Origin of the sequence: Streptomyces sp. NBC_00483, assembly GCF_036013745.1 — a bacterium.
Classification (GTDB): Bacteria; Actinomycetota; Actinomycetes; order Streptomycetales; family Streptomycetaceae; genus Streptomyces.
In genome coordinates, this window is the sequence record NZ_CP107880.1 from 2,043,807 (window position 1) to 2,068,282 (window position 24,476).

General features: G+C 70.7%; 24 protein-coding genes. 9 read left to right on the forward strand and 15 right to left on the reverse strand.

What is annotated here, in order from left to right:
* Positions 1-98 precede the first annotated feature (98 nt).
* Positions 99-890 (forward strand): SGNH/GDSL hydrolase family protein, encoded by a 792-nt coding sequence (locus OHA73_RS08805; RefSeq protein WP_327654754.1) that lies wholly within the window; start codon positions 99-101, stop codon positions 888-890.
* A gap of 39 nt (positions 891-929) precedes the next feature.
* Here OHA73_RS08805 and OHA73_RS08810 read toward each other — a convergent pair whose 3' ends face one another.
* On the reverse strand, positions 930-1,856 hold the full coding sequence (locus tag OHA73_RS08810; protein WP_327654755.1) for an NADP-dependent oxidoreductase: 927 nt from the start codon (positions 1,854-1,856) through the stop codon (positions 930-932).
* Between the two features lie 133 nt (positions 1,857-1,989).
* Here OHA73_RS08810 and OHA73_RS08815 point away from each other — a divergent pair, with 133 nt between their 5' ends.
* Positions 1,990-2,820 carry an aldo/keto reductase gene (locus tag OHA73_RS08815; protein WP_266722260.1) on the forward strand — a complete coding sequence of 277 codons (831 nt, stop codon included), beginning with the start codon at positions 1,990-1,992 and terminating at the stop codon, positions 2,818-2,820.
* Here OHA73_RS08815 and OHA73_RS08820 read toward each other — a convergent pair.
* Positions 2,817-4,295, reverse strand: coding sequence for a long-chain-fatty-acid--CoA ligase (locus OHA73_RS08820; protein WP_327654756.1), 1,479 nt, complete (start codon positions 4,293-4,295; stop codon positions 2,817-2,819). The genes OHA73_RS08815 and OHA73_RS08820 overlap by 4 nt on opposite strands.
* Positions 4,296-4,493: 198 nt before the next feature.
* Here OHA73_RS08820 and OHA73_RS08825 point away from each other — a divergent pair, with 198 nt between their 5' ends.
* The 6 genes from OHA73_RS08825 (at position 4,494) to OHA73_RS08850 (ending at position 10,527) form a co-directional block, all read left to right on the forward strand.
* Positions 4,494-5,570, forward strand: a complete 1,077-nt coding sequence (locus tag OHA73_RS08825) for an AraC family transcriptional regulator (RefSeq protein ID WP_267071278.1) — start codon at positions 4,494-4,496, stop codon at positions 5,568-5,570.
* A gap of 94 nt (positions 5,571-5,664) precedes the next feature.
* The gene (locus OHA73_RS08830; protein ID WP_266722254.1) at positions 5,665-6,735 is read left to right on the forward strand and encodes a 3-keto-5-aminohexanoate cleavage protein; all 1,071 of its coding nucleotides are present in this window, start codon (positions 5,665-5,667) and stop codon (positions 6,733-6,735) included.
* The gene (locus tag OHA73_RS08835) at positions 6,735-7,706 is read left to right on the forward strand and encodes a quinone oxidoreductase family protein (protein WP_267071277.1); all 972 of its coding nucleotides are present in this window, start codon (positions 6,735-6,737) and stop codon (positions 7,704-7,706) included. The genes OHA73_RS08830 and OHA73_RS08835 overlap by 1 nt, the downstream gene beginning before the upstream one ends.
* A gap of 39 nt (positions 7,707-7,745) precedes the next feature.
* Positions 7,746-8,612, forward strand: a complete 867-nt coding sequence (locus OHA73_RS08840; RefSeq protein WP_327654757.1) for a TauD/TfdA dioxygenase family protein — start codon at positions 7,746-7,748, stop codon at positions 8,610-8,612.
* A 47-nt stretch (positions 8,613-8,659) separates the two neighbouring features.
* On the forward strand, positions 8,660-9,904 hold the full coding sequence (locus tag OHA73_RS08845; RefSeq protein WP_327654758.1) for an MFS transporter: 1,245 nt from the start codon (positions 8,660-8,662) through the stop codon (positions 9,902-9,904).
* Complete coding sequence (locus OHA73_RS08850) at positions 9,901-10,527, forward strand: RBBP9/YdeN family alpha/beta hydrolase (RefSeq protein WP_327654759.1); 627 nt, start codon at positions 9,901-9,903, stop codon at positions 10,525-10,527. The genes OHA73_RS08845 and OHA73_RS08850 overlap by 4 nt, the downstream gene beginning before the upstream one ends.
* Before the next feature lie 6 nt (positions 10,528-10,533).
* Here OHA73_RS08850 and OHA73_RS08855 read toward each other — a convergent pair whose 3' ends face one another.
* The 5 genes from OHA73_RS08855 to OHA73_RS08875 all read right to left on the reverse strand — a co-directional run bounded on the left by OHA73_RS08855 (position 10,534) and on the right by OHA73_RS08875 (position 15,929).
* Entirely contained in the window at positions 10,534-11,889 is a 1,356-nt protein-coding gene (locus OHA73_RS08855; RefSeq protein ID WP_327654760.1) for an MFS transporter, read from the reverse strand.
* Between the two features lie 43 nt (positions 11,890-11,932).
* Positions 11,933-13,252 (reverse strand): histidinol dehydrogenase, encoded by a 1,320-nt coding sequence (hisD, locus tag OHA73_RS08860; protein WP_327654761.1) that lies wholly within the window; start codon positions 13,250-13,252, stop codon positions 11,933-11,935.
* A gap of 111 nt (positions 13,253-13,363) precedes the next feature.
* Positions 13,364-14,371: a LacI family DNA-binding transcriptional regulator gene (locus OHA73_RS08865; RefSeq protein WP_327654762.1), complete on the reverse strand. Its 1,008-nt coding sequence runs from the start codon at positions 14,369-14,371 to the stop codon at positions 13,364-13,366.
* Between the two features lie 92 nt (positions 14,372-14,463).
* The gene (locus OHA73_RS08870; protein WP_327654763.1) at positions 14,464-14,883 is read right to left on the reverse strand and encodes an SRPBCC family protein; all 420 of its coding nucleotides are present in this window, start codon (positions 14,881-14,883) and stop codon (positions 14,464-14,466) included.
* Between the two features lie 35 nt (positions 14,884-14,918).
* Positions 14,919-15,929: an aldo/keto reductase gene (locus OHA73_RS08875; RefSeq protein ID WP_327654764.1), complete on the reverse strand. Its 1,011-nt coding sequence runs from the start codon at positions 15,927-15,929 to the stop codon at positions 14,919-14,921.
* 169 nt (positions 15,930-16,098) lie between these two features.
* Here OHA73_RS08875 and OHA73_RS08880 point away from each other — a divergent pair, with 169 nt between their 5' ends.
* Positions 16,099-17,007, forward strand: coding sequence for a LysR substrate-binding domain-containing protein (locus OHA73_RS08880; protein WP_267071270.1), 909 nt, complete (start codon positions 16,099-16,101; stop codon positions 17,005-17,007).
* Positions 17,008-17,052: 45 nt separating this feature from the next.
* On the opposite strand, the gene OHA73_RS08885 is transcribed toward OHA73_RS08880, so the two are convergent.
* The 8 genes from OHA73_RS08885 to OHA73_RS08920 form a co-directional block, all read right to left on the reverse strand.
* Positions 17,053-18,159, reverse strand: coding sequence for an NAD(P)/FAD-dependent oxidoreductase (locus tag OHA73_RS08885; protein ID WP_327654765.1), 1,107 nt, complete (start codon positions 18,157-18,159; stop codon positions 17,053-17,055).
* 81 nt (positions 18,160-18,240) lie between these two features.
* Positions 18,241-19,728, reverse strand: a complete 1,488-nt coding sequence (locus OHA73_RS08890) for a peptide MFS transporter (RefSeq protein ID WP_327654766.1) — start codon at positions 19,726-19,728, stop codon at positions 18,241-18,243.
* Between the two features lie 56 nt (positions 19,729-19,784).
* Positions 19,785-20,414, reverse strand: coding sequence for a helix-turn-helix domain-containing protein (locus OHA73_RS08895; protein WP_327654767.1), 630 nt, complete (start codon positions 20,412-20,414; stop codon positions 19,785-19,787).
* A gap of 242 nt (positions 20,415-20,656) precedes the next feature.
* Positions 20,657-21,844 carry a site-specific integrase gene (locus tag OHA73_RS08900; RefSeq protein WP_327654768.1) on the reverse strand — a complete coding sequence of 396 codons (1,188 nt, stop codon included), beginning with the start codon at positions 21,842-21,844 and terminating at the stop codon, positions 20,657-20,659.
* 160 nt (positions 21,845-22,004) lie between these two features.
* Positions 22,005-22,301: a hypothetical protein gene (locus OHA73_RS08905; protein ID WP_327654769.1), complete on the reverse strand. Its 297-nt coding sequence runs from the start codon at positions 22,299-22,301 to the stop codon at positions 22,005-22,007.
* Between the two features lie 29 nt (positions 22,302-22,330).
* A complete protein-coding gene (locus OHA73_RS08910; RefSeq protein WP_327654770.1) occupies positions 22,331-22,624 on the reverse strand; it encodes a hypothetical protein in 294 nt (97 codons plus the stop codon).
* Positions 22,621-23,046 (reverse strand): hypothetical protein, encoded by a 426-nt coding sequence (locus tag OHA73_RS08915; RefSeq protein ID WP_327654771.1) that lies wholly within the window; start codon positions 23,044-23,046, stop codon positions 22,621-22,623. The genes OHA73_RS08910 and OHA73_RS08915 overlap by 4 nt, the downstream gene beginning before the upstream one ends.
* 551 nt (positions 23,047-23,597) lie before the next feature.
* Complete coding sequence (locus tag OHA73_RS08920) at positions 23,598-24,209, reverse strand: hypothetical protein (protein WP_327654772.1); 612 nt, start codon at positions 24,207-24,209, stop codon at positions 23,598-23,600.
* Positions 24,210-24,476: the final 267 nt, after the last annotated feature.

The window sequence follows — 24,476 nt, forward strand, 5'->3', positions numbered from 1 at the left end:
CGAGCCGGTACGCGCTCCTGGCATACCGCCGCCGGGCGCCGCTGCCCAGCCCCGCGGCGCCCACCACTTCGTTGCCTCGGGATACGATCTGGGTAGTCATGCACACGAACCCCCACCACACCAGCCTCGTCGCGGTCGGCGACTCCTTCACCGAGGGCATGTCGGACCTGCTGCCGGACGGTTCCTACCGAGGATGGGCGGATCTCCTCGCCGCCCGGATGGCCGCGCGCACCGAGGACTTCCGCTACGCGAATCTCGCCGTGCGCGGCAAGCTCATCGGCCAGATCGTCGACGAGCAGATCGATGTCGCCGCCGCGATGAAGGCCGATGTCGTGACCCTGGTCGGCGGCCTCAACGACACCCTTCGCCCCAAGTGCGACATGGTCCGCGTCCGCGATCTGCTCACGCAGGCCGTGGAGACGCTGGCCCCGTCCTGCGAGCAGCTCGTCCTGATGCGCAGCCCCGGCCGCAACGGCCCGGTGATGGAGCGGTTCCGGCCGCGCATGGAGGAGCTGTTCACCTGCATCGACGAACTGGCGGTGAAGCACGACGCCCTCGTCGTCGACCTGTACGGGGCGCCGGTCCTCGGCGATCAGCGCATGTGGGACGTGGACCGGCTGCACCTCACCGCTGAGGGTCACCGCCGGGTCGCCGAGGCGATCTGGCAGGGCCTCGGCCACGAGGCGGAGTCCGACTGGCGCGCCGAGCTGCCGCCCGCGCTCCCGCCGAACTGGGTGGCGCGCCGGGTGGCCGACGCCCGCTTCGCCAAGCAGCACCTCGTGCCGTGGATCGGCCGCCGCCTGACGGGAAGGTCGTCGGGCGACGGCCGGGCACCGAAGCGGGCGGAGCTGGCCCCGTACGCGGACGAGTCGCGGGACCGCACCGCGTAAGCGGCCCGCAGGCCCCGAGGTTCAACGCGGCGCAGCAGCTCAGTCCACGGACAGCACGAGCTTGCCCCGCGTGTGTCCCTCGGCGTTGAGCCGCCAGGCCTGTGCCGCCTCGGCCAGCGGAAGCACCCGCGCGACAGGCACGGTCAGCTTCCCCGCGTCGGCGAGGTCGGCGAGTGCCGTGAGATCGGCCGGGTCCGGGCGGACCCACACGTAGTGGCCGCCCTTCTCGGCGGCCTCCGCCTCGACGATGGACGCGAACCGGTCGGGCCGGTCGAGCAGCCGCAGCGAGGTCTCGACGGCTTCCTCGCCACCGACGAAGTCGAGGGCCGCGCCGATGCCCTCGGGCGCCGACTCCGCGACACGGTCGGCGAGTCCGGGACCGTAGGCCACGGGTTCCGCGCCCAACTCCCGTACGAAGTCGTGGTTGTGGGCGCTCGCCGTGCCGATCACGCGGGCGCCGAGCGCCACCGCGATCTGGACGGCGAACGAGCCGACGCCGCCCGCGGCCGCGTGCACCAGGACGGTGTCACCCGTGCCGACACCCACGCGCTTGATGGCCTGGTAGGCCGTGAGCCCGGCGAGCGGGAGGCCCGCGGCCTGCTCCCAGGAGAGCGCGGCGGGCTTGCGGGCGAGCATGCGCACGTGCGCGGAGACGTATTCGGCGTAGGCGCCGAGCTGGGCGGCGTCCTTGCGGATGTAGCCGAAGACCTCGTCCCCGGGCGCGTACTCCTCGACGTCGAAGCCGACGCGCTCGACCACTCCGGCCACGTCCCAGCCGGGGACGAGGGGGAAGTGTGTCTCCATGATCGGGTCGAGGCCGCCCGCGGCGAGCTTCCAGTCGACCGGGTTGACCCCGGCGGCCCGGACCCGGATCAGCACCTCACCAGGTGCGACCTTCGGGTCGGGGAGGTCGGTGAGCCGCAGCGCGTCGGGGCCGCCGTATCCGTTCAGAGTGATGGCCTTCATCCGGTCAATGGTTGCACACGGCGGTAAATGCAGGACCCCGATACGTGCGTTTACATTTAACCCGCGCCTGCAATTACCGTCGGACGGCGTAAGCACCCGTAGGGCCCGTACCACCCGAGAGGCCACCCACACCATGGCACCGTCCACCATCCCCACCGTCACCCTCAACAACGGCGTCGAGATCCCCCAGCTGGGCTTCGGCGTCTTCCAGGTGCCGGACGACGAGACCACCGCGGCCGTGACCGCCGCGCTCGAGGCCGGTTACCGCAGCATCGACACCGCGGCGATCTACGGGAACGAGACCGGCGTCGGCCGCGCGCTCGCCACCTCCGGCATCGCCCGCGAGGACCTGTTCATCACGACCAAGCTGTGGAACGCCGACCAGGGCTACGACGCCACGCTCGCGGCCTTCGACGCCTCGCTGGAGAAGCTGGGCCTCGACTACGTCGACCTCTACCTCATCCACTGGCCGACCCCGGAGCGCGACCTCTACCGCGAGACCTGGAAGGCCATCGAGAAGCTGGTCGCCGACGGCCGGATCCGGGCCGCGGGCGTCTCCAACTTCCAGCCCGCGCACCTCGAGCGGCTCCTCGCGGACTCGCCGCTCGTACCCGCCGTGAACCAGGTCGAGCTGCACCCGGGCCTCCAGCAGAGCGAGCTGCGCGCCGTGCACGCCGACCTCGGCATCGCCACCGAGGCGTGGAGCCCGCTCGCGCAGGGCGCGGTCCTCGGCGACGAGGCGATCACCACCATCGCCGCCCGACACGGCAAGTCGCCCGCCCAGGTCGTGCTGCGCTGGCACCTCCAGCTCGGCAACGTCGTGATCCCCAAGTCCGTGACGCCGGCCCGCATCCGCGAGAACCTCGACGTCTTCGACTTCACGCTCACGGACGACGAGCTTGCCTCCATCGCCACCCTCGACCGCGACCTGCGCACGGGTCCGCACCCGGACGAGCTCAACTAGTCCGCCAGCTCGCGCTTGAGGATCTTGCCGGTCGCTCCCTTCGGCAGGGCGGCCACGATCCGCACGCGGCGCGGGTACTTGTAGGCGGCGACCCGTTCCCGGACGAACTCCCGTATGGCGTCGGCCTCGGCGCGCTCGCCGGCGCGCAGGCTGACGACGGCGACGACCTCCTCGCCGTGGGTCTCGTGCGGGACGCCGAGCACGGCGGCCTCCGCGACGGCGGGATGCTCGTGGAGCACTTCCTCGATCTCCCGCGGGTAGACGTTGTAGCCGGAGCGGATGATGAGGTCCTTCTTCCGGTCGACGACGTAGTAGTAGCCGTCGTCGTCGACGCGGGCGAGGTCCCCGGTGCGCAGCCAGCCGTCCGTGAAGGCCTCGCGGGTCGCCGCCGCGCGGTTCCAGTAGCCCTTCATGACGTTGTCGCCGCGGATCACGATCTCGCCCACCTCGCCGGCCTCGACGGGCTGCCCGGCGTCGTCGAGGAGGCGGAGCGCGACGCCGTCGACCGGCAGCCCGATCGAGCCGGGTCGGCGGGGCCCGTCCGGCGGGTTGAACGTGGCGACCGGGGACGTCTCGGACAGCCCGTAGCCCTCCAGGATCGGCACCCCGTACGCGCGCTCGAAGGCGTGCAGCGTGTGGACCGGCAGGGAGGCGCCGCCCGAGACGGCGAGCCGCAGCCTTCCGGGCCGTACCCCCACGCCTCCATGGAGCAGGGCCGCGTACATCGTCGGCACACCGAGGAAGAGCGTGACTCCGTCGCGTGCCATGGCCTCCAGCGCCGCCCCGGCGTCGAACCGGGGCAGCAGGGTGAGCGTCGCGCCCGCGCTCACGGCGGCGTTGAGCGCGCAGGTCTGGCCGAACGCGTGGAACAGCGGGAGCCCGCCGAAGACCACGTCGTCCCGGCCGATCCGGAGGATGTCGCGCGCGACGGTGCGCGCGTTGGCGGCGAGATTGCGATGGGTGAGCTCGGCCCCTTTGGGCGCTCCGGTCGTCCCCGAGGTGTAGAGGATCACGGCCGTGTCGTGGTCGGCACGCTCGACGATCGACCTCAATGGCTCGGTACCGCACAGCAGTTGGGTGAACTCCTCCGTCCCCACGGTCAGACAGGGCGTGCCCGTCGGCGCGGCGGCGGCAGCGACCTCGTCCGCACACGCTGCCACCGTCACCACGGCACGGGGCTCGCAGTCCCCCAGCACGTGGGCGAATTCCCGGGACTTCAGCAGCGGGTTCAGCGGGACCACCACGGCGCCCGCGGCGAGGATGCCGTAGTAGGCGACAGGGAAGTCGACGACATTGGGCACGGCCATGGCCACCCGGTCACCGGCCCGCACGCCCCACTCCCCCAGCAGCGCGGCGAACCGGGCACATGCGTCGCCCAGCTCCTCGTACGTGAGACGGTCCCCGCCCTGCCGCACGGCCGGCCGGTCGCCGTGCTCCCGGGCGGCTGCGACGAGGAGGGTGGCAAGGTTGGTCATGCGGCTCCTTCGAGGGCTGATCTTCGGCCGGTGCCTTGTCAACGCGCTGTCCGGCCGGTTTCCTGGCGTTCGGTAACTCCGTGACCGGGTGGCCTCGGGGACCGTCGCGGCGCTGCAACGCTAGGTCGCGGTCCGGTCCCCCGCTTGCCTCCTCGTGACGTGCGACTTATCCAACGGGGACAGGCAAGGAGCGTGCCCATGAAGCCCCGCGTCCGCAGCGCCGCGCTCAGCGGCTACGTCCCGCTCGCCCGCTCGCTCGGCATCGCGCCGGAACCGCTGCTGCGCGAGGTGGGCCTGCGCCCCGCCGAACTCTCCGTACAGGACCGGTGGATCCCCGGGCCCGCCGTGACCCGGCTGCTCGAACGGTCGGCCGCCGTGGCGGGCCGCGAGGACTTCGGGCTACTGCTCGCCGGACGGCGACGGTTCGCGAACCTGGGACCGATCAGCCTGGTGGCGCGCGAGGAGCCGACGCTGCGCAGCGCGCTCGATCTGCTGATCCGCCACGAGGACGCGTACAACGAGATGCTGCACGGCCGGCTCGACGAGTCGGAGGGGCGGTCGGTGCTGAAGGTGTGGCTCGAATCGGGTGAGCCGACGCCCGCGCGGCAGGCGACGGAGCTGGCCGTGGGCGTCTTCCACCACGTCGTTCGGGAGATCCTGGGCGACCGCTGCCGCCCCGCCGCCATCTGCTTCACACACCCGGCGCCCACCGAACCCGGCACACACCACCGCCTGTTCGGCCCCGCCGTGGAGTTCGGCCGTGCGTTCAACGGCCTGGTGCTGCACGCGCGTGACCTCGACGCCCCCAACCCGCACTCGGACCCGCTCCTGCACGCCTACGCCCGCCAGTACTTCGACTCGGTCACCGAGCCGCGCGGGGCCGCCCTCGTCGACCAGGTGCGGGAGTTGATCGAGGCGCTGCTGCCGACGGGGCGCTGCTCCATCGAGGAGGTCGCGCACAGCCTCGGTGTGGACCGCAGGACGGTGCACCGGCATCTGGCGTCGGCGGGGCACACGTTCTCCTCGCTGCTCAACGCCACCCGCGCCCGCCTCGCCGAGCAGTTGGTGGCGAATCCGCGGCAGCCGCTGACCGAGGTCTCGCTCCTCCTCGGCTTCTCCGCGCCCAGCGGCTTCTCGCGGTGGTTCCGCGAGCAGTTCGGCTGCACGCCGCGGGCCTGGCGGGCCCGGCGTACGGGGAGTTCGGAACGTACGGGGAGTTCGGAGACAGCGGGGAGATCGGAACCAGCGGGGAGATCAACTCCTGTCCCCAAGTGACAAGTTGGCTGTCCCTTTCGGTTAAGCGGGCCACGTAACCCGTCCTTAACGTGGCGGTGGTAGGCGAGAAACCGCACCGAAAGGGCGTAAAACCATGCATTTCCACGATGACTCCCTCTACCCCGAGAACCAGCAGAAGCTGGTGATCCAGGCCGCGCCGTACGGCCCCGAGTGGCTGCCCGGCGACGCCGACGACCTGCCGATGACCATGGACGAGCACGTGCAGGCCGCCGTGGACTGCTACAACGCCGGCGCCACCGTGCTGCACATCCACGTACGCGAACTGGACGGGCACGGCTCGAAGCGCCTGTCGATGTTCAACGAGCTGATGGGCCGGCTGCGCGAGGCCGTACCGGACATGGTGCTCCAGATCGGCGGTTCGATCTCCTTCGCCCCCGAGGACGAGGGCGGCGACGCGCAGTGGCTCAGTTACGACACCCGCCACATGCTGGCGGAGGTCTCGCCGAGCCCCGACCAGGTCACCATCGCGATCAACACCAACCAGATGAACATCGTCGAGATCTTCGACGACGCCGACATCGAGGGCACGTCCATCGCCAAGCCGGGCTACTACAAGGCGTACCGGGACATGGTCGTCGAGGCGGGACCGGAGTTCTATCTGGAGCACCTGAAGCGGCTGCGGGCGAACGGCATCCAGCCGCACTTCCAGCTCGCCAACCTCTCCCAGCTGGAGACGGTCGAGCGCCTCATCCGCAAGGGCGAGTACCACGGCCCGCTCGTCCTCAACTACGTGGCGATCGGCGGCGGGTTCGCGGGCCGGCACCCCGCCGACCTGGTCGAGTTCATCCGTCGCGTGCCGGACGGCGCGGTGCTCACCATCGAGGCGTCGATGCGCGCGGTGGCTCCCATGAACGCGGTCGGGATCGCGCTCGGCGCGCACGTCCGCGTCGGCAACGAGGACAACCTGTGGAGCCGCAAGGGCGAGCGGATGTCGTCGGTGCAGCAGGTCGAGCAGATGGTGCGGATCGCCGACGCGGTCGGCCGCGAGGTGGCCTCCGGGCCCGAGGCGCGGGAGATCTACCGGCTCGGCGAGTGGTACGACGGCACGGACGAGACCCTCGCGCAGCTCGGCATGGTGCCCAACCGCCGCCCCGGGCAACGGGGTTCGATGCTGCGTCCCGTCGCGACCGAGGGCAAGCACTGATGGCGTACGCGGTCCGCTTCCACGAGACCGGCGGCCCCGATGTGCTGCGCTGGGAACAGGTCGCGGTGGGCGCCCCGGGCCCCGGCGAGGTGCGCATCCGGCATCAGGCGGTCGGCCTGAACTTCGCCGACACCTACTTCCGCACCGGGCTGTACCCGGCGCCGCTGCCCGCGGGGCTCGGCGTCGAGGGCGCGGGCGTGATCCTGGCCGTGGGGCCGGGCGTGACGGAGTTCGCCGCGGGCGACCGGGTCACGTACACGGGAAGCCCGCTCGGCGCGTACAGCACCGAACGCGTCATGCCGACCGGCTCCCTGATCAAGTTGCCGGACGGCATCGGCTTCGACACGGCCGCCGCCATGACCATGCGCGGCCTGACCTCCGCGTATCTGCTGCGCCGCATCCATCCGTTGGAGGCGGGCGACACGATCCTGCTGCACGCGGCGGCCGGTGGCGTCGGGCTGATCCTCACCCAGTGGGCGAAGCTGCTCGGCATCAGGGTCATCGGCACGGTCTCCACGGAGGAGAAGGCGGCCGTCGCTCGCGAGCACGGCTGCGACCACACCATCCTGTACCGGCGCGAGAACGTCGCGGAGCGGGTCCGTGAACTCACTGACGGAGAAGGCGTTCCGCTCGTCCTCGACAGCATCGGCAAGGACACCGTCGAGGCGTCGATGGCCTCGCTGCGCCGCCGCGGACTGCTGGTGTGCTTCGGCACGGCGTCGGGTGTGCCACCGCTGGACGCCATGCAACTGGCCGTCCACGGCTCGCTGTTCGTGACGCGGCCCGCGCTCGCCGACTACATCGCGGATCCGGCCGAACGGTCCGCCCTCGCCGGTGAGTTGTTCGACCACGTGGCGGCCGGCCGGATCACGGTCCGGATCCCGCAGCGGTTCGCGCTGCCGGACGCTGTGGACGCGCACCGCGCCCTGGAGTCGGGCCGCACGACGGGCTCGTCCGTCTTCGTCCTCTGAACCTCCTCCGAACCTCTCCGCGCTTCTCCGGGAGTACCCATGCCTGTCCGTACCGCCCTCACCGTCGAACCCCTGACCTGCACACTCGGCGCCGAGCTGCACGGCGTTCAGCTCAGCGACGCGGCCCGCGACGAGGAGCTGTTCGCCGAGATCCGTCAACTCCTCCTGAAGTACAAGGTGTTGTTCCTGCGCGACCAGGACATGTCGCGGGCCGAACACGTCACCTTCGCCTCCCGCTTCGGCCCGCTCGAGGACCATCCGGTGGCGGGCAGCGACCCCGAGCACCCCGGCCTCGTCCGCATCTACAAGGACCTCGACAGCAAGCCCGAGCACTACGAGAACGCCCTGCACTGCGACGCGACGTGGCGCGAGTGCCCGCCCATGGGCGCGGTGCTGCGCTGCGTCGAGGGCCCGGCGGTCGGCGGCGACACCATGTGGATCGACATGGCCGAGGCGTACCGACGGCTGCCCGATCGGGTCAAGCAGCGTATCGAGGGGCTGCGCGCCCGGCACAGCATCGAGGCGACGTTCGGCGCGGCCCTGCCGACGGCGGAGCGGCACGCGCTCAAGGAACGCTTCCCCGACGCGGAACACCCGGTGGTGCGCACACACCCGGAGACCGGCGAGAAGATCCTCTTCGTCAACGCGTTCACCACGCACTTCGTGAACTACCACCGGCCCGAGAACGTGCGCTTCGGCCAGGACTACGCGCCCGGCGCCGCGGACCTCCTGCGGTATCTGATCAGTCAGGCGGCCGTCCCCGAGTACCAGGTGCGCTGGCGCTGGAGCCCGGACTCGGTCGCGATCTGGGACAACCGCTCGACCCAGCACTACGCCGTCCAGGACTACTGGCCCGCCGTGCGCCGCATGGAGCGCGCCGGCATCACCGGCGACCGACCGTTCTGATGGCCGGGGCCGTACTGACGTCGGGGGCCGTGGACTCCCCTCCGGTCGTGTCGCGTCGTTACGCGTGGCTGGTGTTCGCGCTGAGTTTCGCGCTGCTGCTGTCCGACTACATGTCGCGGCAGGTGCTCAACGCCGTCTTCCCGATGCTCAAGGCCCAATGGCTGCTGTCCGACGGCCAGTTGGGCACCTTGAGCGGCGTCGTCGCCCTCATGGTCGGCGTGCTGACGTTCCCGCTGTCCCTGCTCGCGGACCGGTGGGGGCGGGTGCGGATCCTGGTCGCGGCCGCGTCGATGTGGAGCCTGGCGACCCTGGGCTGCGCCGTCGCGGCGGGCTACGGCGAGATGTTCCTGGCCCGCTTCGTGGTCGGCATCGGAGAGGCGGCGTACGGCAGCGTCGGCATCGCGGTCGTGCTCAGCGTCTTCCCCGTGGCCCTGCGGGCGACGCTGGCCGGCGCGTTCATGGCCGGGGGGTCGTTCGGGTCCGTCCTCGGTGTCTCGGTCGGCGGCGTCGTGGCGCAGGCGCACGGCTGGCGCTGGGCGTTCGGCGTGATGGGCCTGTACGGGCTCGTGCTCACGGTCGTCTACGGACTCGTCGTCAAGGAGCGACGGATCGGCGGCGCCGAGCGGCGCTCCGGACGCACCCAACGCGCGCCGGTCCGCCCGCAGTTGCCCCACCTTTTCAACTCGGTCTCGGTCATCTGCGCCTACGTCGGCAGCGGTCTGCAGATGTTCCTGGCGATGGCGCTGCTGACGTGGATGCCCAGCTATCTGGACCGGGCGTACGGGCTGCCGACGAGCAAGGCGGGCCTGGCGGCGGGGGTGTTCGCCCTCATCGGCGGGATCGGGATGATCGCCTGCGGCGCCGTCGCCGACCGGCTCAGCCGTGCGGCGCCGATCCGCAACTGGAGCGTGGCCATCGTCTGCAGCCTCGGCTCACTGACCCTCCTGACCACCGGTTTCCTGCTGCCGACCGGACCGGCACAGCTCGTGCTCGTCGGCCTCGGCACACTGCTCGCGGGTGGCACGTCGGGCCCCGCGGCGGCGATGGTGGCGAGCCTGACGCCCGCCGCCATCGCGGCGACGGCGCTCGCCACGCTCACCCTCGCCAACAGCCTCATCGGCCTGGCGCCCGGCCCCGCCCTGACCGGCATGCTCGCCGACCACCTGGGCCTGGGCGGAGCGCTGCGCGTGATCCCGCTGGTCGCGCTCCTGGGCGCCACGGCCTTCGCCATCGGCAGAAGCACATACGAGAAGGACCTGCGCCGATCGACCTCCCTGGAGCCCTCCCCATGAACAACGTGAGCAACATGAAATACCTGAGCAGCAAGAACAACATGAACAACCCGGAACAGCCCACCGTGGTGATCGTCCCCGGCCTGCGGGACCACGTCCCGGACCACTGGCAGACCCACCTCGCCCACGAACTCCCCCGCTCCCGCACCGTCCCACCACTGGAACGCGACCGCCTCAGCCGCGCCTCTCAAGTGACGGCACTGCAACGGGAGTTGATGGACACGCCCGGACCCGTCCTCCTGGTGGCGCACAGCGCGGGCGTGCTGACCACCGTCCACTGGGCACGGCAGCACCGCGCACGCGTCGTCGGAGCGCTGCTCGCCGCCCCACCCGACTTCGACGCCGAACTGCCCGACGGCTACCCCTCCCGCAAGGAGCTGCGCGAGCACGGCTGGTCACCGGTCCCGCGCGAGCGGCTCCCCTTCCCGAGCATCGTCGCCGCGAGCAGGAACGACCCCTTGGCCTCCTTCGACCGGGCGAGTTCCCTGGCCGCCTACTGGGGCAGCCGCCTCGTGGACCTCGGCCCGGTGGGCCACCTCAACCCCGCCTCCGGTTACGGACGTTGGCCCCGCGCCATGGACCTGCTGAGCGAACTCGGCGCCATGCAGCGGGCCTTCACGTAGGGCCGGTCAGTGCGCGGGCACGGGCTGCGCGTCCCGCTCCTGCGCCGCGCCGACCTCCGCCAGCTCCCGGTCCCGCAGGTCCGGCGCGAACGCGATGGCCACCATGGCGATCACCGTCGTCACGATGGCGAACGCGATCACCATCCAGAGGCCCCCGTCGGCCCACAGCACCATCGCGCCGGCCAGCGCCGGAGTGAAGCTCGCCAGCAGGATCGAGGCCATCTGGTACCCGATGGAGATGCCCGAGTAGCGGACCGCCGTGGGGAACATCTCGCAGTACAGGGCGGGCAGCGGCGCGTACACCATGGCGTGGCCGAGGGCGAGGAACAGCACCACTCCCGCGACGATCGCCCACAGCTGCCCGGTGTGCACCAGCGCGAAGACCGGCCAGGTCGTGACCACGATCAGCGCGCCGCCGATGAGGAAGGTGCGGACGCGTCCGATGCGGTCGGAGACGGCCCCGAACACCGGGATCATCACGATGTTCACCGCGGCGCCGATCATCGACGCCGTCAGGCCGTAGCTCTTCGGCGCGCCGAGGGTGGTGGTGACGTAGGACAGGATGAAGGTCGTGAACAGGTAGTAGTTCCCGGCCTCGGCGAAGCGGCCGAAGACCGTGATCAGCAGGGCCTTGCGGTGGTCGCGGAAGACGACCGCCGCGGGCGCCTTGCGGCGCTCCAGCTCGGCGTCCATCTTGCGCTTCTCTTCAAGGAACGCCGGGCTCTCGGTGGCCCGCAGGCGGATGAAGAAGCCGACGGCGGCGAGGATCACGCTGAGCAGGAACGGCAGTCGCCAGCCCCACTCGTCGAAGGCGTCACCGGAGAGCCACGACGCGAGCGACACCGCGGCCGTGCCGAGCAGCAGGCCTGCCGAGACCCCGATCTGCGGCCAGGAGCCGAAGTAGCCGCGCCGCTTCTTCGGTGCGTTCTCGACGGCGACGATGGCCGCCCCGCCCCACTCGCCACCCACGGCGAAACCCTGCGCGAGCCGCAGCACGCACAGCAACAGCGGTGCCGCGACGCCTATTTGGTCGTAGGTCGGCACGAGGCCGATCGCCGCCGTGGCCACCGTCATGATCGAGAACGTGAGGATCAGCGTGGACTTGCGGCCGATCCGGTCCCCGAGGTGTCCGGCGACGAACGCGCCGATCGGGCGGGCCAGGAACCCCACGCCGAACGAGGCGAGCGAGACGATCTGGCCGATGCCGGGCGACAGGTTCGGGAAGAACAGGTGCCCGAACACAAGCGCCGCTGCGGTGCCGTAGATCGTGTACTCGTACCACTCGACGATCGCACCGATGGTGCCGGACTGCAGTGACCGGCGCCGGAGTTGCTCCGGTGTCGGGGTGGCGGCGGTGGCCATGGGATCTCCGTTGATCGGGGGTGAGCGGGGCGACCCTGTGGGGTCAGGAGCGGGCGGACTCGTAGTGGTCGGTCCACGGCAGCGTGGCGCCGGCGTACTTGGCGGCGCGGACGTCGCCGGAGCGGGCGTGCCCCTCGAACAGCTCGACGCGGGCCGCGCGGCCGCACAGCTCCCCCAGCTCGGCGGAGGACTTCTCCTCGCGCACCTCCTGGTACGTGACGGTGCGCAGGTACATGCCGACCCACAGGCCGCCGGTGTAGCGGGCGGCGCCGCGGGTGGGCAGCACGTGGTTGGTGCCGATCACCTTGTCGCCGTAGGACACGCAGGTGCCCTCGCCGAGGAACAGGGCGCCGTAGGCGTGCATCTTGTCCAGGGCCTCGCGGGGGTTCTCGGTGAGGATCTGCACGTGCTCGTACGCGAAGCCGTCGGCGACGCGGTAGGCCTCGTCGAGGCCGTCGACCAGGATGATCTGGCCGTGGTCGCGCCAGGCCGGGCCCGCGATGTCGCCGGTCTGCATGCCGGGCAGGATCTCGTCGATGTGCCGCTGCACCTCGTCGGCGACCCGCTGACTCGTCGTCACCAGGGCGGCGGGCGAGTCAGGGCCGTGCTCGGCCTGCGAGAGCAGGTCGACGGCCGCGACGAACGGGTCGGCGTCGTCGTCCGCGACGACCAGGATCTCGGTCGGCCCGGCGAACAGGTCGATGCCGACCTCGCCGAACAGCTGGCGCTTGGCCTCGGCGACGTACGCGTTACCGGGCCCCGCGAGCATGTCGACCGGCTTGACGGTCTCCGTGCCGACGGCCATCGCGGCGACCGCCTGCACACCGCCGAGGACGTAGATCTCGTCGGCGCCCGCGAAGTGCATGGCGGCGATGGTCGCGGCGGGGATCTCGCCGCGGATCGGCGGCGTGCAGGCGACGACGCGCGGCACACCGGCGGCCTTCGCCGTCACGATCGTCATGTGCGCGGAGGCGGTCAGCGGGTAGCGGCCGCCGGGGATGTAGGCGCCGACGGACTGCACCGGCACGTGCCGGTGACCGAGGAAGACGCCCGGGGCGGTCTCGATCTCGATCTCGGACATCGAGTCGCGCTGCGCCTCGGCGAACCGGCGGACGTTGGCCTGGACCGTCTTGATGTCCTCGATCACCTGGGGGTCGAGCGTGCCGATGATCTCGGTGAGCCGCTCGCCGTCCAGGCGGAAGGACTCCGGCTCCCAGCGGTCGAAGCGCGCCGACAGTTCACGGACGGCCGCGTCGCCGCGGCCGCGCACGTCGGCGATCAGCTCGCGGACGGCCTGCCCGACGGTGTCGTTGCCGGACGGCGCGGTGGACGGGGTGGTGGCGGCCTTGATGGTGCGGGACACGCCCAGCTCCTCACTCGTTATGGATACGTATCCATTGGATACGTATCCATAGAATGGAAGACGAAGGGTTGAACGGTCAAGAGGGATCTCAAGAGGAATCTCGAGAGGGATTTACGAAGGGATCTGCGCCGGGCCCGTGGTCGAGCGTCCGACGAACTCCACCGGCAGCACCTCGTGCCGGTGCGGCAGCTCGGGGTCCTCGAGCCGGCCGAGCAGCAGCTCCACGCCGACCTGCGCGATCCGCTCCAGCGGCTGGCGCACGGTCGTCAGATCGATGCGCTCCCACGCGGAGAGCGGCACGTCGTCGCAGCCCACCACACTCAACTCGCCCGGCACGTCCACGCCTTCGGCCGCGGCGGCGTTCAGCGCCGCGTACGCCATGATGTCGTTGTGGCAGTAGAGCGCCGTCGGCCGCTCGGGGGTGGCGAGCAGCGCCCGCACCGTCGCGTAGGCGGTGTCGTAGTCGTAATCGCCGTCGATCTCGGTGAGGGCGACGCCGCCGGCGGCCCGCACCCGGTCGCGGAATCCGCGGCCGCGCTGCTGGGCCGTGCTCGATCGGGCCAGACCGCAGACCATCGCGATCCGCCGGTGCCCGAGGCCCAGCAGATGCTCGGCCGCGAGCTCGCCCGCGGTCGGGTTGTCGGCCTCGACCTGGTCGGCGGGGAAGTCGTCGAGAGTGCGGTGGACCAGCACGACGGGGATGCCGTGCCCGGCCGTGCGGTGCGCCAGCGGCTCGTCCTGAAGCGCCGAGGTGAACACGACCCCGTCGACACCCTCGCGGCGCAGCTGCGCGAGCCCCTCCTCCGCCGTCATCACGTCCGTGACCAAGGTCAGGCGCATGCCCTGCTCGTGCAGGACGCGCTCCATCGCCTTGACCATGACCGGGTAGAACGGGTTGGTCAGATCGCGGATGACCACGCCGATCAGGCCGGAGCGTGAGCCCACGAGGCTGCGCGCGGCCTGGCTGGGCTGGAAGTCGTACTTGGCGACCACTTCGAGCACGCGGCGGCGCGTCTCGGGCGCGACGCTCCCGCCGTTCAGGACGCGGGAGACGGTCGACTGCGCCACTCCGGCCTCGCGGGCGATCTGCACGCTGGTGACGGTCGGCCGCCGCGCCATGTGTCCTTACCTCCGGGTCGGGTCGAGGCAAGGATACGGATCGCCGGGTGCCGGAGGCATTCCGCCTCCGGCACCCGGCGTCTGCGTGTCCGTCAGGCCTGGACGGTCTCCAGGAGCGCGGCCAGCCCGTCGACGTAGATGCCGTGGAAGAGCTCCTCGACCTCGGCGTCGCTCACACCGACCGGGGTGAACGAGCCGGACCACTCGACGCGGGAGGCGTCCGGGCGGCCGGGGACGGCGTGCACCGTCAGGGTGGAGAGGTAGCCGGTGACAGGGAACGGGGCCTGCTCGATGGCGTAGCTGTAGTGGCGCTCGGCCTCGTTGAACTCGACGAGCCGCTCGACGATGACGCCGCCGTCCGCGTTGGTGAGGTGGCGCACGCGGCCGCCCTCACCGAGTTCGCTCTTCGGGATGTACGGGAGCCAGTCCGGCAGCGAGTCGAAGCCGCCGATGAGCCGCCAGACGCGGTCGGGGCTCTGCGGGATGTCGAGGGATGCGGTGGTGGAAGCCATGACGGGCCTCTCTTTCACGGTCAACTGGTGGTGGTTCAGGCGTTGTTGGGGAGCGGGGCGGCCGGGCTGACGAGGCCCTCGGCGCGCAGCTCGGTCCAGAACGCGGCCGGGATCTCCTCGGCGAGGGCGGCGGTGTCCTCGGCGATGCGGCTGGGGCGGGTGGCGCCGGGGATGACGGCGGCGGAGGCCGGGTGGGCCAGGGAGAACTGCAGGGCGGCGGACTTGATGCCGATGCCGTGCTTCTCGGTGAGGGCCTTGAGCCGGCCGACGCGCTCGATGATCTCGGCGGGCGCCTCCGCGTACTCGAAGTGGGTGCCACCGGCGAGGATCCCGGAGCTGTAGGGGCCGCCGGCGACCAGGTCGACGCCCTGTTCCTGGGCCATCGGGAGCAGGCGCGTGAGGGCGTGCTCGTGGTCGAGGAGGGTGTAGCGGCCGGCGAGCAGGAAACCGTCGGGCTGCGGCTCGTCGAGGGCGAGGGTCAGCTCGATGGGCTCGGTCTTGTTGACGCCGAGGCCCCAGGCCTTGATGACGCCCTCGTCGCGCAGCCGGGACAGGACGCGGAAGGCGCCGGTGCGGGCCTCCTCGAACTTCTGGATCCACTGGTCGCCGTGGAAGTCCTGCGCGATGTCGTGGACCCAGACGATGTCGAGGCGGTCGGTGCCGAGGCGCTTGAGGCTGCCCTCGATGGAGCGCTCGGTGGCGTCGGCGGTCCACTCGTGGAGGATCTTGTTCGGGTTGCCGTGCTCGAACAGGCCGCCCTTCTCGCCGAAGTCGGGGACGTCCGTCGCGTGCTCGTCGAGGATGACGCGGCCGACCTTGGTCGACAGCACGTAGGAGTCGCGCGGCTTGGTGGACAGGACCTCGCCCAGGCGCTCCTCGGCCAGGCCCGCGCCGTAGAAGGGGGCGGTGTCGAAGTAGCGGATGCCGTGGTCCCAGGCCGCCTCGACGGTGGCGCGGGCCTCGTCGTCGGGGATCGCGCGGAACATGTTGCCGAGGGGAGCGGTGCCGAAGCCGAGCCGGCCGGGGAGGAGGGACTTGATACCCATGGAGATCGTTCCTTGCCTTGGTGCTGTACGCCTACTGCTGTGTGCGCGGCTTTGCGGAGATTTCTTTGGGTTTCTCCTGCTCCGCGCCTCTTGCTCCTCCGAGGTTAGGATCGATGGGTAAGACTGTCCAAGACTCACTTGGACATACTTGAGTCCCCCGAGGTCCAACATGCTTGACCTGCGACAACTTCGCTATTTCGTGGCCGTGGCCGAGGAGGAGCACGTCGGCCGTGCCGCCGAGCGGCTGCACATCTCGCAGTCGCCGCTGAGCCGGCAGATCGCTCAGCTGGAGAAGGGCCTCGGCCTGACCCTGTTCGAGCGCAGCCAGCAGCGCATCCGGCTCACCTCCGACGGCCGCGTCTTCCTCACCGAGGCGACGGCCCTGCTGCGGCACGCCGCCCGCCTGGAGAACCTCGGCCGCCGTCTCGGCCGCGGCGAGGAGGGCGGCCTGTGCGTCGGCTACGTCGGCGACGCCATGCACACCGGCCTGCTGCCCAGGGCGCTGCGCTCCCTCAACGAGGAGCGCCCCGGCATCCACGTCGCGCTCTACGACATGACCGCGCACGAGCAGTTCGAGGGCCTGCGCCAGCGCAGCCTCGACATCGCCCTGGCCCCTGAGGCGCCGCCCGAGGACGATCCGGACCTGCGCAGCGCGCTCCTCCTGGAGGACCCGCTGCTGCTGGCCGTCCCCAGCACCCATCCGCTGGCGGACGCGGGCGAGGTGCGGCCCGAGGACCTCGACGGTCTGCCGTGGGTCGCGGTCGAGGACGGTCAGGACCACGTCTGGCGGGACGACTTCGTCGCGGCCTGCGCCGCCGCCGGGTTCACCCCGGACATCCGCTTCGAGGCCCCCGAACCGCTCACGGCGGTGGGGCTTGTGGCGTCGGGGCTCGGCATGGCGTTCGTCCAGCGGAGCATGCTGACCGGCCGCACGGCGGGGATCACCGTGCGCGAACTCCCCTGGTTCCAAAGGTCCGTTCGGCTGTGGGCCACATGGCACCGGATCGACCTGCGGCCGGTCGTCGCGTCGTTCCGTACGACGGTGCTGGCCACCGGGGACGGGGAGTCCGGGGACTGAGGCGCTGCCGGACAACTCCCCAGCCCCGCATGCCCGTTGGGATGCTCAGCGCAGCGGGTCGAACGCCGTGAGGTCCGTCCCCGGCTCCGCCCCGCGCGCCAGACGGGCCGCGACCGAGCCCGCGTACGGGCCCATGGTGAGGCCGGACGCGCCGAGGCCGTTGACCACGACCAGGCCGGGGACCTTCGGGACCGCGCCGAGCAGCGGGCGGATGTCGGGTCCCACCGGGCGGAACCCGATGCGGGTCTCCACGTGCGTGGCGTCCGCGAGGCCGGGGGCGACCCCCAGCGCCTCGTCGAGCACCTCCTTCATGCCGGCCGCGGTGACCCGGTGGTCGAATCCGGCGCCGTCCTCGCGGGTGGCGCCGACCACGACCCGCGAGTCGTCGAAGGCCAGCAGGTAGTGCCGGGACATCGGCAGCACGACCGGCCAGTTCATGGTGTCCGCGCCCGGCAGGCGCAGGTGCATGATCTGGCCGCGCTGCGGCTCGACCCGTACGTGCACGCCGAGCGGTTCGAGCAGTTCGGGCGCCCAGGCGCCGGCCGCCACGATCACGGAGTCCGCGCCGATGGTCTCTCCGTCGACCCGCACGCCGCGCACCGCTCCGTCGGCCCCGTCCGCGACGAGCGCGGCCGTGCCCTCGACGATCCGGGCGCCGTGCCGCGCCGCCGCCCGGCACATCGCGTCCCGCACCAGACGGCCGTCGAGGCGTGCCGCGCCGGGGATGTGCAGGGCGGGCCCCTCGTGCCCGAGCGGCGGGAAGAGCTCGCGGGCCCGGCGCGCGTCGACCAGCTCCACGTCGCCCGCCAGCGGGGACGTGGCCGCACGCTCGGACACGCGCCGCAGCACGTCCTCCGCCTCACCCTCGGTGGTGAGCCGCAGCGAGCCGACCTTCCGGTACCCGAGGTCCGTCTCTCCGTCGGCGGCGAGGCCCGCGCGCAGTTCCTCGTAGTACTCCGCCCCCGCGACCGCGAAGCGGTACCAGTCCGGGTCGTCGACCCGGGACGACCACGGGCAGATGATGCCGGCGCCCGCGGACGTGGCGCGGCCCTCGATCCGGGAGTCCACCAGGGTCACGTCGACCCCGTTCCGGGCCAGTTCGTACCCGGCGGCCGCACCGGCGATACCGCTGCCGACGATCACTGTGCGCATGCGTGCTCCTTCTCGTTCGACTTCTCGCTCGACTTCCCGTTCGCCTTCTCGCTCCACCAGCTTCAGCTCACCGCACGAAGCTCACCGCACGCCTCCCATCCGCCTCCGCACCCACGGAGTCATCAGGTGCATGACAACGCCTGCTCCCATGACGACCGCGCCGACCCCGGCGAAGTACCGCACCTCCGTCGCGGGGCTGTAGAGCCGCACCAGCTGCGCGTTGATGCCGCCCGCCGCCGCGGAGGCCAGGAACCACAGGCTCATCATCTGTGCCAGGAAGGCGCGCGGCGCGAGCTTGGTGGTGGCCGAGAGGCCCACGGGCGACAGGCACATCGATCCGCAGATCACCACTACGTAGCTCAGGACGAGCCACCACGGACTGGCGGGTTCGTCCACGCCGTTCAGCAGACCGGGCCCGGCCATCAGCACGAACGAGGCGCCGCCGAGCAGCAGTCCGGTGCCGAACTTGCGCGGTGTGGACGGCTGTCGGTCGCCCCACTTGATCCACAGCCAGGCGAAGAGCGGGGCCAGGACGAGCGTGGCAATGGGGTTCAGGGACTGGAACCACGACGACGGGATCGCGAAGCCCAGGATCTCCAAGTCGGTGCGCTGGTCGGCGAATTGGGCGAGGACCGAACCGGTCTGCTCGTTCACCACCCAGTAGCACACGGCACCGATGAACAGCGGAACGTAGGCGATCAGACGGGACCGCTCCACGGCGTCGGTGTGCGGGCTGCGCAGCATCATGACCAGGTAGCCCGCCGGCAGCAGCACCGCGAGCACCGACACCGCGTTGATCAGAGCGTCAACGGTCAGTGAGCCGGCGGCACCGAGCACCGCGACCACGACGGCGACCGCCGCGACACCCGCGGCCGTGCGCAGCACCAACTGGCCCCGCTCGTCCGCCCGCAGGGGATTCGTGGGGGCCTCCCCCGCCCCGCCGAGGCGCGCCCGTCCGCGGACGTAGCCCACGAGTCCTGCGGCCATGCCGACCGCCGCGAGGGCGAACCCGAGGTGGTAGTCGACCTGTTGCCCGAGGGTGCCCACGAGGTACGGAGCGATGAAGGCGCCCAGGTTGATGCCCATGTAGAAGAGGGAGAACCCGGCGTCGCGGCGGCTGTCCGTCGGGGCGTACAACTCCCCCACCAGGCTTGACACGTTGGGCTTCAGGAGGCCGGTGCCGAGCACGATGAGGAGCATCGACACCAGCAGCGCGGGCAGCCCGCCGGGTATGGCGAGCGCCAGATGGCCGCACATGATGGCCACGCCCCCGACCAGCACCGCGCGGCGCATGCCGAGCAGCCGGTCGGCGAGCCAGCCGCCGAGGACTCCGGACATGAAGACGAGGGCGCCGTACACGGACACCAGGGCCGCGGCCGTCGGCTTGTCGAGGCCGAGCCCGCCGTCGGAGGTCCGGTCGTACAGGTAGTAGAGGAGGATCGCGGACATCCCGTAGTACGAGAACCGCTCCCACATCTCCAGGGAGAACAGGGTGGCCAGGCTGCGCGGGTGACCGAAGAAGGCGCGGTCGCCGGGTGGAGCCTGCGTGGCTTTCGTCAGTTCGCTCATGGCCGCCTCTCGACGGGTGGCGTGCACGACAGGGCAGAAGGCGCGTTCAGCAGGGATCAGCAGGGGGTGGTGCCGTCGGGGCGTCGCAACAGCGGGCGGTCGACCGTCCAGAGCACCTCCGCGACGTCGGTGCCGCGGTTGTGAATGGCGTGCGGGACACGGGACTTGAAGTGGATCGCGTCGCCCGCACCGAGCACCGCGGTCTCGTCCGGCAGCAGGAACGTCAGCTCACCACGGAGCACGTAGCAGAACTCCTCGCCCTCGTGCTGTGTCACGGGCGAGGGCTCCGCGGTCGGACGCACCTTCATGGCCAGCGTCTCGATGCGCTGGTCCGGAAGTTCGGCCGTGAGCACCCGGTACTCGCGCTCGCCCATCGCCAGCCGCGCGACGTCCGCGTCGTCGTGCCGGGCGATCGCGTACTCCTGCCGGCCGCGACGCCCGGCCGCGCCGAGCAGTTCGACCGCGTCCACGTCCAGGGCGGTGGCCAGCGCGAAGAGGGAGGTGAGCGAGAGCGAGTTGATGCCGCGCTCGGCCAGCGAGAGAAAGCCCGCCGAGAGCCCGCAGCGTTCCGCGAGCACCCGCAGCGTCAGCCCGCGATCGGTGCGCAGCCGCTTGACCTCGGCCCCCACCAGACGGCTGGGGCCGTCACCGGCGACCGGCTCCCCCGGCGGCTCCTTGTCGACCATGAGCGGAATTAAGTCACGCCAAACAGAGGCCGTCAATACTAAACAGCAGTACCAAGCAGCGGGACGGGCTTGACACCAGCCCCACGGCAGGACCCCTGACCTGTACGTTCCTACATTCCGACGACGGTTCGGAGCCTGTAGGGACGCCCGGTAAACTCCCTCCACTGTTCTACTGATCCAAAGATCACAGCAGGTCAAAGGGACTTTACCTAGGCGTGTGAGAGATCAAATCTCACGTTTTCTCACAGAGCCGCTTGTTGATCTACGCCGTGGAACACGTCGAGCGCCGCCGCGGCGCCCCGCATGTCCTCCGCCTCGATGGACACGTACTTGCGCTTAGTGAAGGCCGCGTTCGTGTGCCCGGCCCACGCGGCGAGAACGACGTCAGGGACGCCTGACAGAGCCAGGGCCTTCAGCACGGCGTGCCGCGCGTCGTACAGGCGCACCTTCCGCAGGCCGTGCTTGGCCATCAGGCGGTAGGCGTACTCGCGCAGGTGCCGCGTGTTCATCGGACGGCCGAGCTCGTCGACGACGACGTACCCACTCAGCGTGTAGCCCTCGCCCGCCCGCTCAGCCTCGACGAGCTGCAGCTGCCGGAACGCCTTCAGCGCCTCCCACGGCCCGCGGGGCAGGGGCAGGCCACGCTCGCCGGCCGCGGTCTTCGTGTCCTTCTCCAGCACGGTCTTGTTGCCGACCATGGTCCGGGTCATCGCGATGAGCAGCAGCCCGTTCTCAAGGTCGACGTCCCGCCACCTCTGCCCGCACACCTCGGCCGGCCGTAGCCCCATCAGCGACAGCAGCAGCGGCGCGAATAGACGGTCCCCAGAGATGCCGCGGATGAACGTCTGCACCTCGGCTACGGTCCATGGCTTCTCGCGCTGCCGCTCCCGTTTGTCCGTCTTCTTGTCGGCGAGCGACGGCCGCACCTCGGCCGCCACATTCACAGGGACGAGTCTGCGGATGACGGCCCTCCCCAGCGCGCTGCGGAGCCGAACCAGGACACCCTCGACCGTTGAGATCATCAGCCGGGTACCTGGCTCGCCGCCCTTGCGGCGCCCCTCCCGCACGACGGTGTCTACGAAGTCCTGGACCATGTCCTCGGTGAGCTCTTGGAGGAGGACGTGCCCGAGACGGTCGTACACCTGGGCCAGGCTCATCCGGTAGTTCCTGATCGTCGTCGGCTCGACGTCCCGCTCCTTGTAGACGAGCCACTGGTCGAGCCATTCCCGGAGCGTCAGCTTGCTGGGCGCGATGTACGTACCGGCCGACCGCTCGTACATGATCCGGTCACGCTCAGCCCGGCATTCCTTGATCGTGTCGCGAGTGACCGTGACCTGGATTCGCTTCCCGGTCGCGTCGCGGCCGGCGTCGACCATCAGGCGATAGCGCACCTTCCCGTTCGCCAGGTTGATTCGCTTAGGTTCCGCCATGACAAAGCCTCCTCCTGCGGGGAATCCCGCACTCTCCTCCAAGGGGCGGAGGGCGCCGCCCAACTACGACGCCCTCCGCAATGACGACCGCGCGGTGCCCAATCCGCCGCCGCTCGCGCTCAACCGGCCGCCTGGGAGCGCGAGTTGCCTTCGGCCGTCGCTACGACCGTCGTCGCCGGTGGTACGTGGCGATGAACCGAGCCTGTGGATCTGCCGGAGCGTCCTGCTGGGGTCGCTGCTGGCCGCCGATCGGCGTCAGTACGCCCGTGTACGGGATCGGGGCGGGCAACGGACGCTCCGGAGGCAACAGCACCGGCTCACCCGCCAGCCACGCATCCTTCGCGGCCTGGTAGTCGAGTAGACCGAGGTACCACTCGACGTAGGACGGATCAGGGTGTCCCTCGGGGGCCGGCGGGCGCCAGTCTCGCCAGTCGAACCGGGCCAAGCACACGGGCATAAGGGCAGCGGACGGGCGCCTGTGTCGGCTCACGACGGCCACCGCGCCTCGGAGGTACCGAACGTCGACCGCACCCATGCCACCGGAGGGCGCGGCGTACCGAACATGTCGCGGCCGTTGACGCGTCGGGGAACGCCGTGGCTCCGCAGCCACTCCCGCCGTTCCGTGAGGTAGGCCCGCCACACGGCCATCGCAGCCCAGAACGTGTCATCCGGATGGTTCTCGAGGTAGCTCGCCGCCGCGTCCCGGTACCGGTCCGGCTCCATCTTCCAGATGTACGGCGGCACCTCGTCACGGACCGCAGTCCGCCGCAGCCGGCTCACGACGCATCACCCTGCCGTGACCACATCGGACGGACGGGCGCAAGCGCACGGTCTCCGTGGTGCCGGGCCAGCGCCGCCTTACGGCCGCGCTGTGACGGTGTGAGCCGCTCCTGGTCGTCCTCGCCGGGCCTGGTCGCTCCCAGCTGCCGCAGGATGCGCGACAGCGCGAGACGGTGCCCACGAATCTCGCGGATGAGCGGGTTCGCGACCGGCTGTCCTCGCGACCCTTTCGACAGCAGGTCTCCCTCGTCGAGGGCGGCGCCCATCGTGTCGAGCTCGTCCGCCAGTCGGGCCGCCTCTTCCAGCAACAGCAGCTCGTCGGGGTCGAGTTCCAGCTTCTCGAGGGTGTCGTTCCACAGCCTCAGCCCCCGTTCCCCGAGCCCTTCAGGGGCCGGTGGAGGGGTGTTCTCGTCGTCCGACACGGGTCGACCTCCTTGGTAAATCCAACGTTTCTGCGTCGCAGCGACAGGCGACAGGTATACGGCCCCGATCCCACAAAAGGCCTGGTCAGGGGCATTCCCCCTGGTCAGGGGCCTGATCGTTTACCGATCCGACCGACGCTTGACCGCGTCTCCCGGTGTCCGGTCGAGGGCGGCGAGCGATGTTCGCTCGCTCGTCTCGCGTCGTTGTCGATGTTGCTCAACTTCGTTGATCAGCTTTGTTCTTGATGTTGTTCAACTTCGTTGATCGATTGAGTTGTTGATCTCTGTTGTGATGTTGCTTCGCTTGGTCTGTGACCTTCGCGTTGTCCTGTGCCTTGCCCTGTGCTGGCCTCCACCCCTGCCCCCGGTAGGGGGTGGGGTAGGGGTGCGGTCCGGCCGGCTGGCGGCTACGGGCTCGGGCCGGCCGGACCGCGTCGACGCTGGTGAGTCAGTGCAGTTGCCCGAAGAGAGGTCTTCTACTGCTCGTCACCATCGGTTCGAGTCGTGCCTCGACAGCTCGCTCGATGCCGTTGACGTCGGGTCTGTGGGAGTCAGGCGGCCTGTGGCCCGTCGCCGTAGACGGTGAGGTCGGAGTCGGCGAGCTGGGTGACCTGTGCTGTGGTGAGCCTGCCGAGTTCGGAGGGCGTGTCGAGCGCGTAGCTCCAGTCGCCTCCGGTGTTGGGCTTCTGCAGGTTGGCGAGCTCGTCGTAGGTGTCGCCCTTGCCAGGGCTGGACTCGGCGTACTGCTGGACGATGGGCTGCCAGGCCTGGCCGAGCAGGTGCACACCGGCCTGGTCTGCGGCGTGGGAGGCGATGGCCTTGACCATGTCCGTGTCGCCGGCGCGCTGGGCTCGCTTGAAGGCGGCCTGAGCGTCGCGGGGGTCGGACAGCTGGGCGGCCTTCTCGCGGGCGTCGCGTGCGCTGAGCGCGTTGTAGCCGGTGGAGTCCTCGCCGCCGAACAGCTTCCGCTCGAGGAAGTTGCGCTGGCGGTGGTACTTCTCGGTCTCCTCCTGCAGGAGTCCCTGCATCTGCTGCTCGGCTGCCTGCTGGGTACGGGCGATGGCCACCTTGCGGGCCTCGTTGCTGAGGTCGCGTCGGCCGCGGATGGTGGCGAGCTGGCGGTCACGGGCGGCGCGGATGTCGGCGGCTGTCGTCTTAGCCATGGTGTGGCTCCTTACTGGGCGTGATGATGCTGGGGCGGGCGGCAGATATTCGGGCTCTGTTGAGAGCCCAACTGCGTACCCCCTGCTGGCGGGGGTGTCTCGTGTGCTCTGATCTGCGGTGATGCTCTGTCGCGTGGGGGTACGCGGCCGTGCGTACCCCTTGGCTGTGCTCTCGGGGGGTACGCATCGCTGCGTACCCCTGACGGATGGGCGGTGACCTGCGGCGTTACCCGTAAGGGAGGGGGGTACGCACTTGGGTCGGAGAGA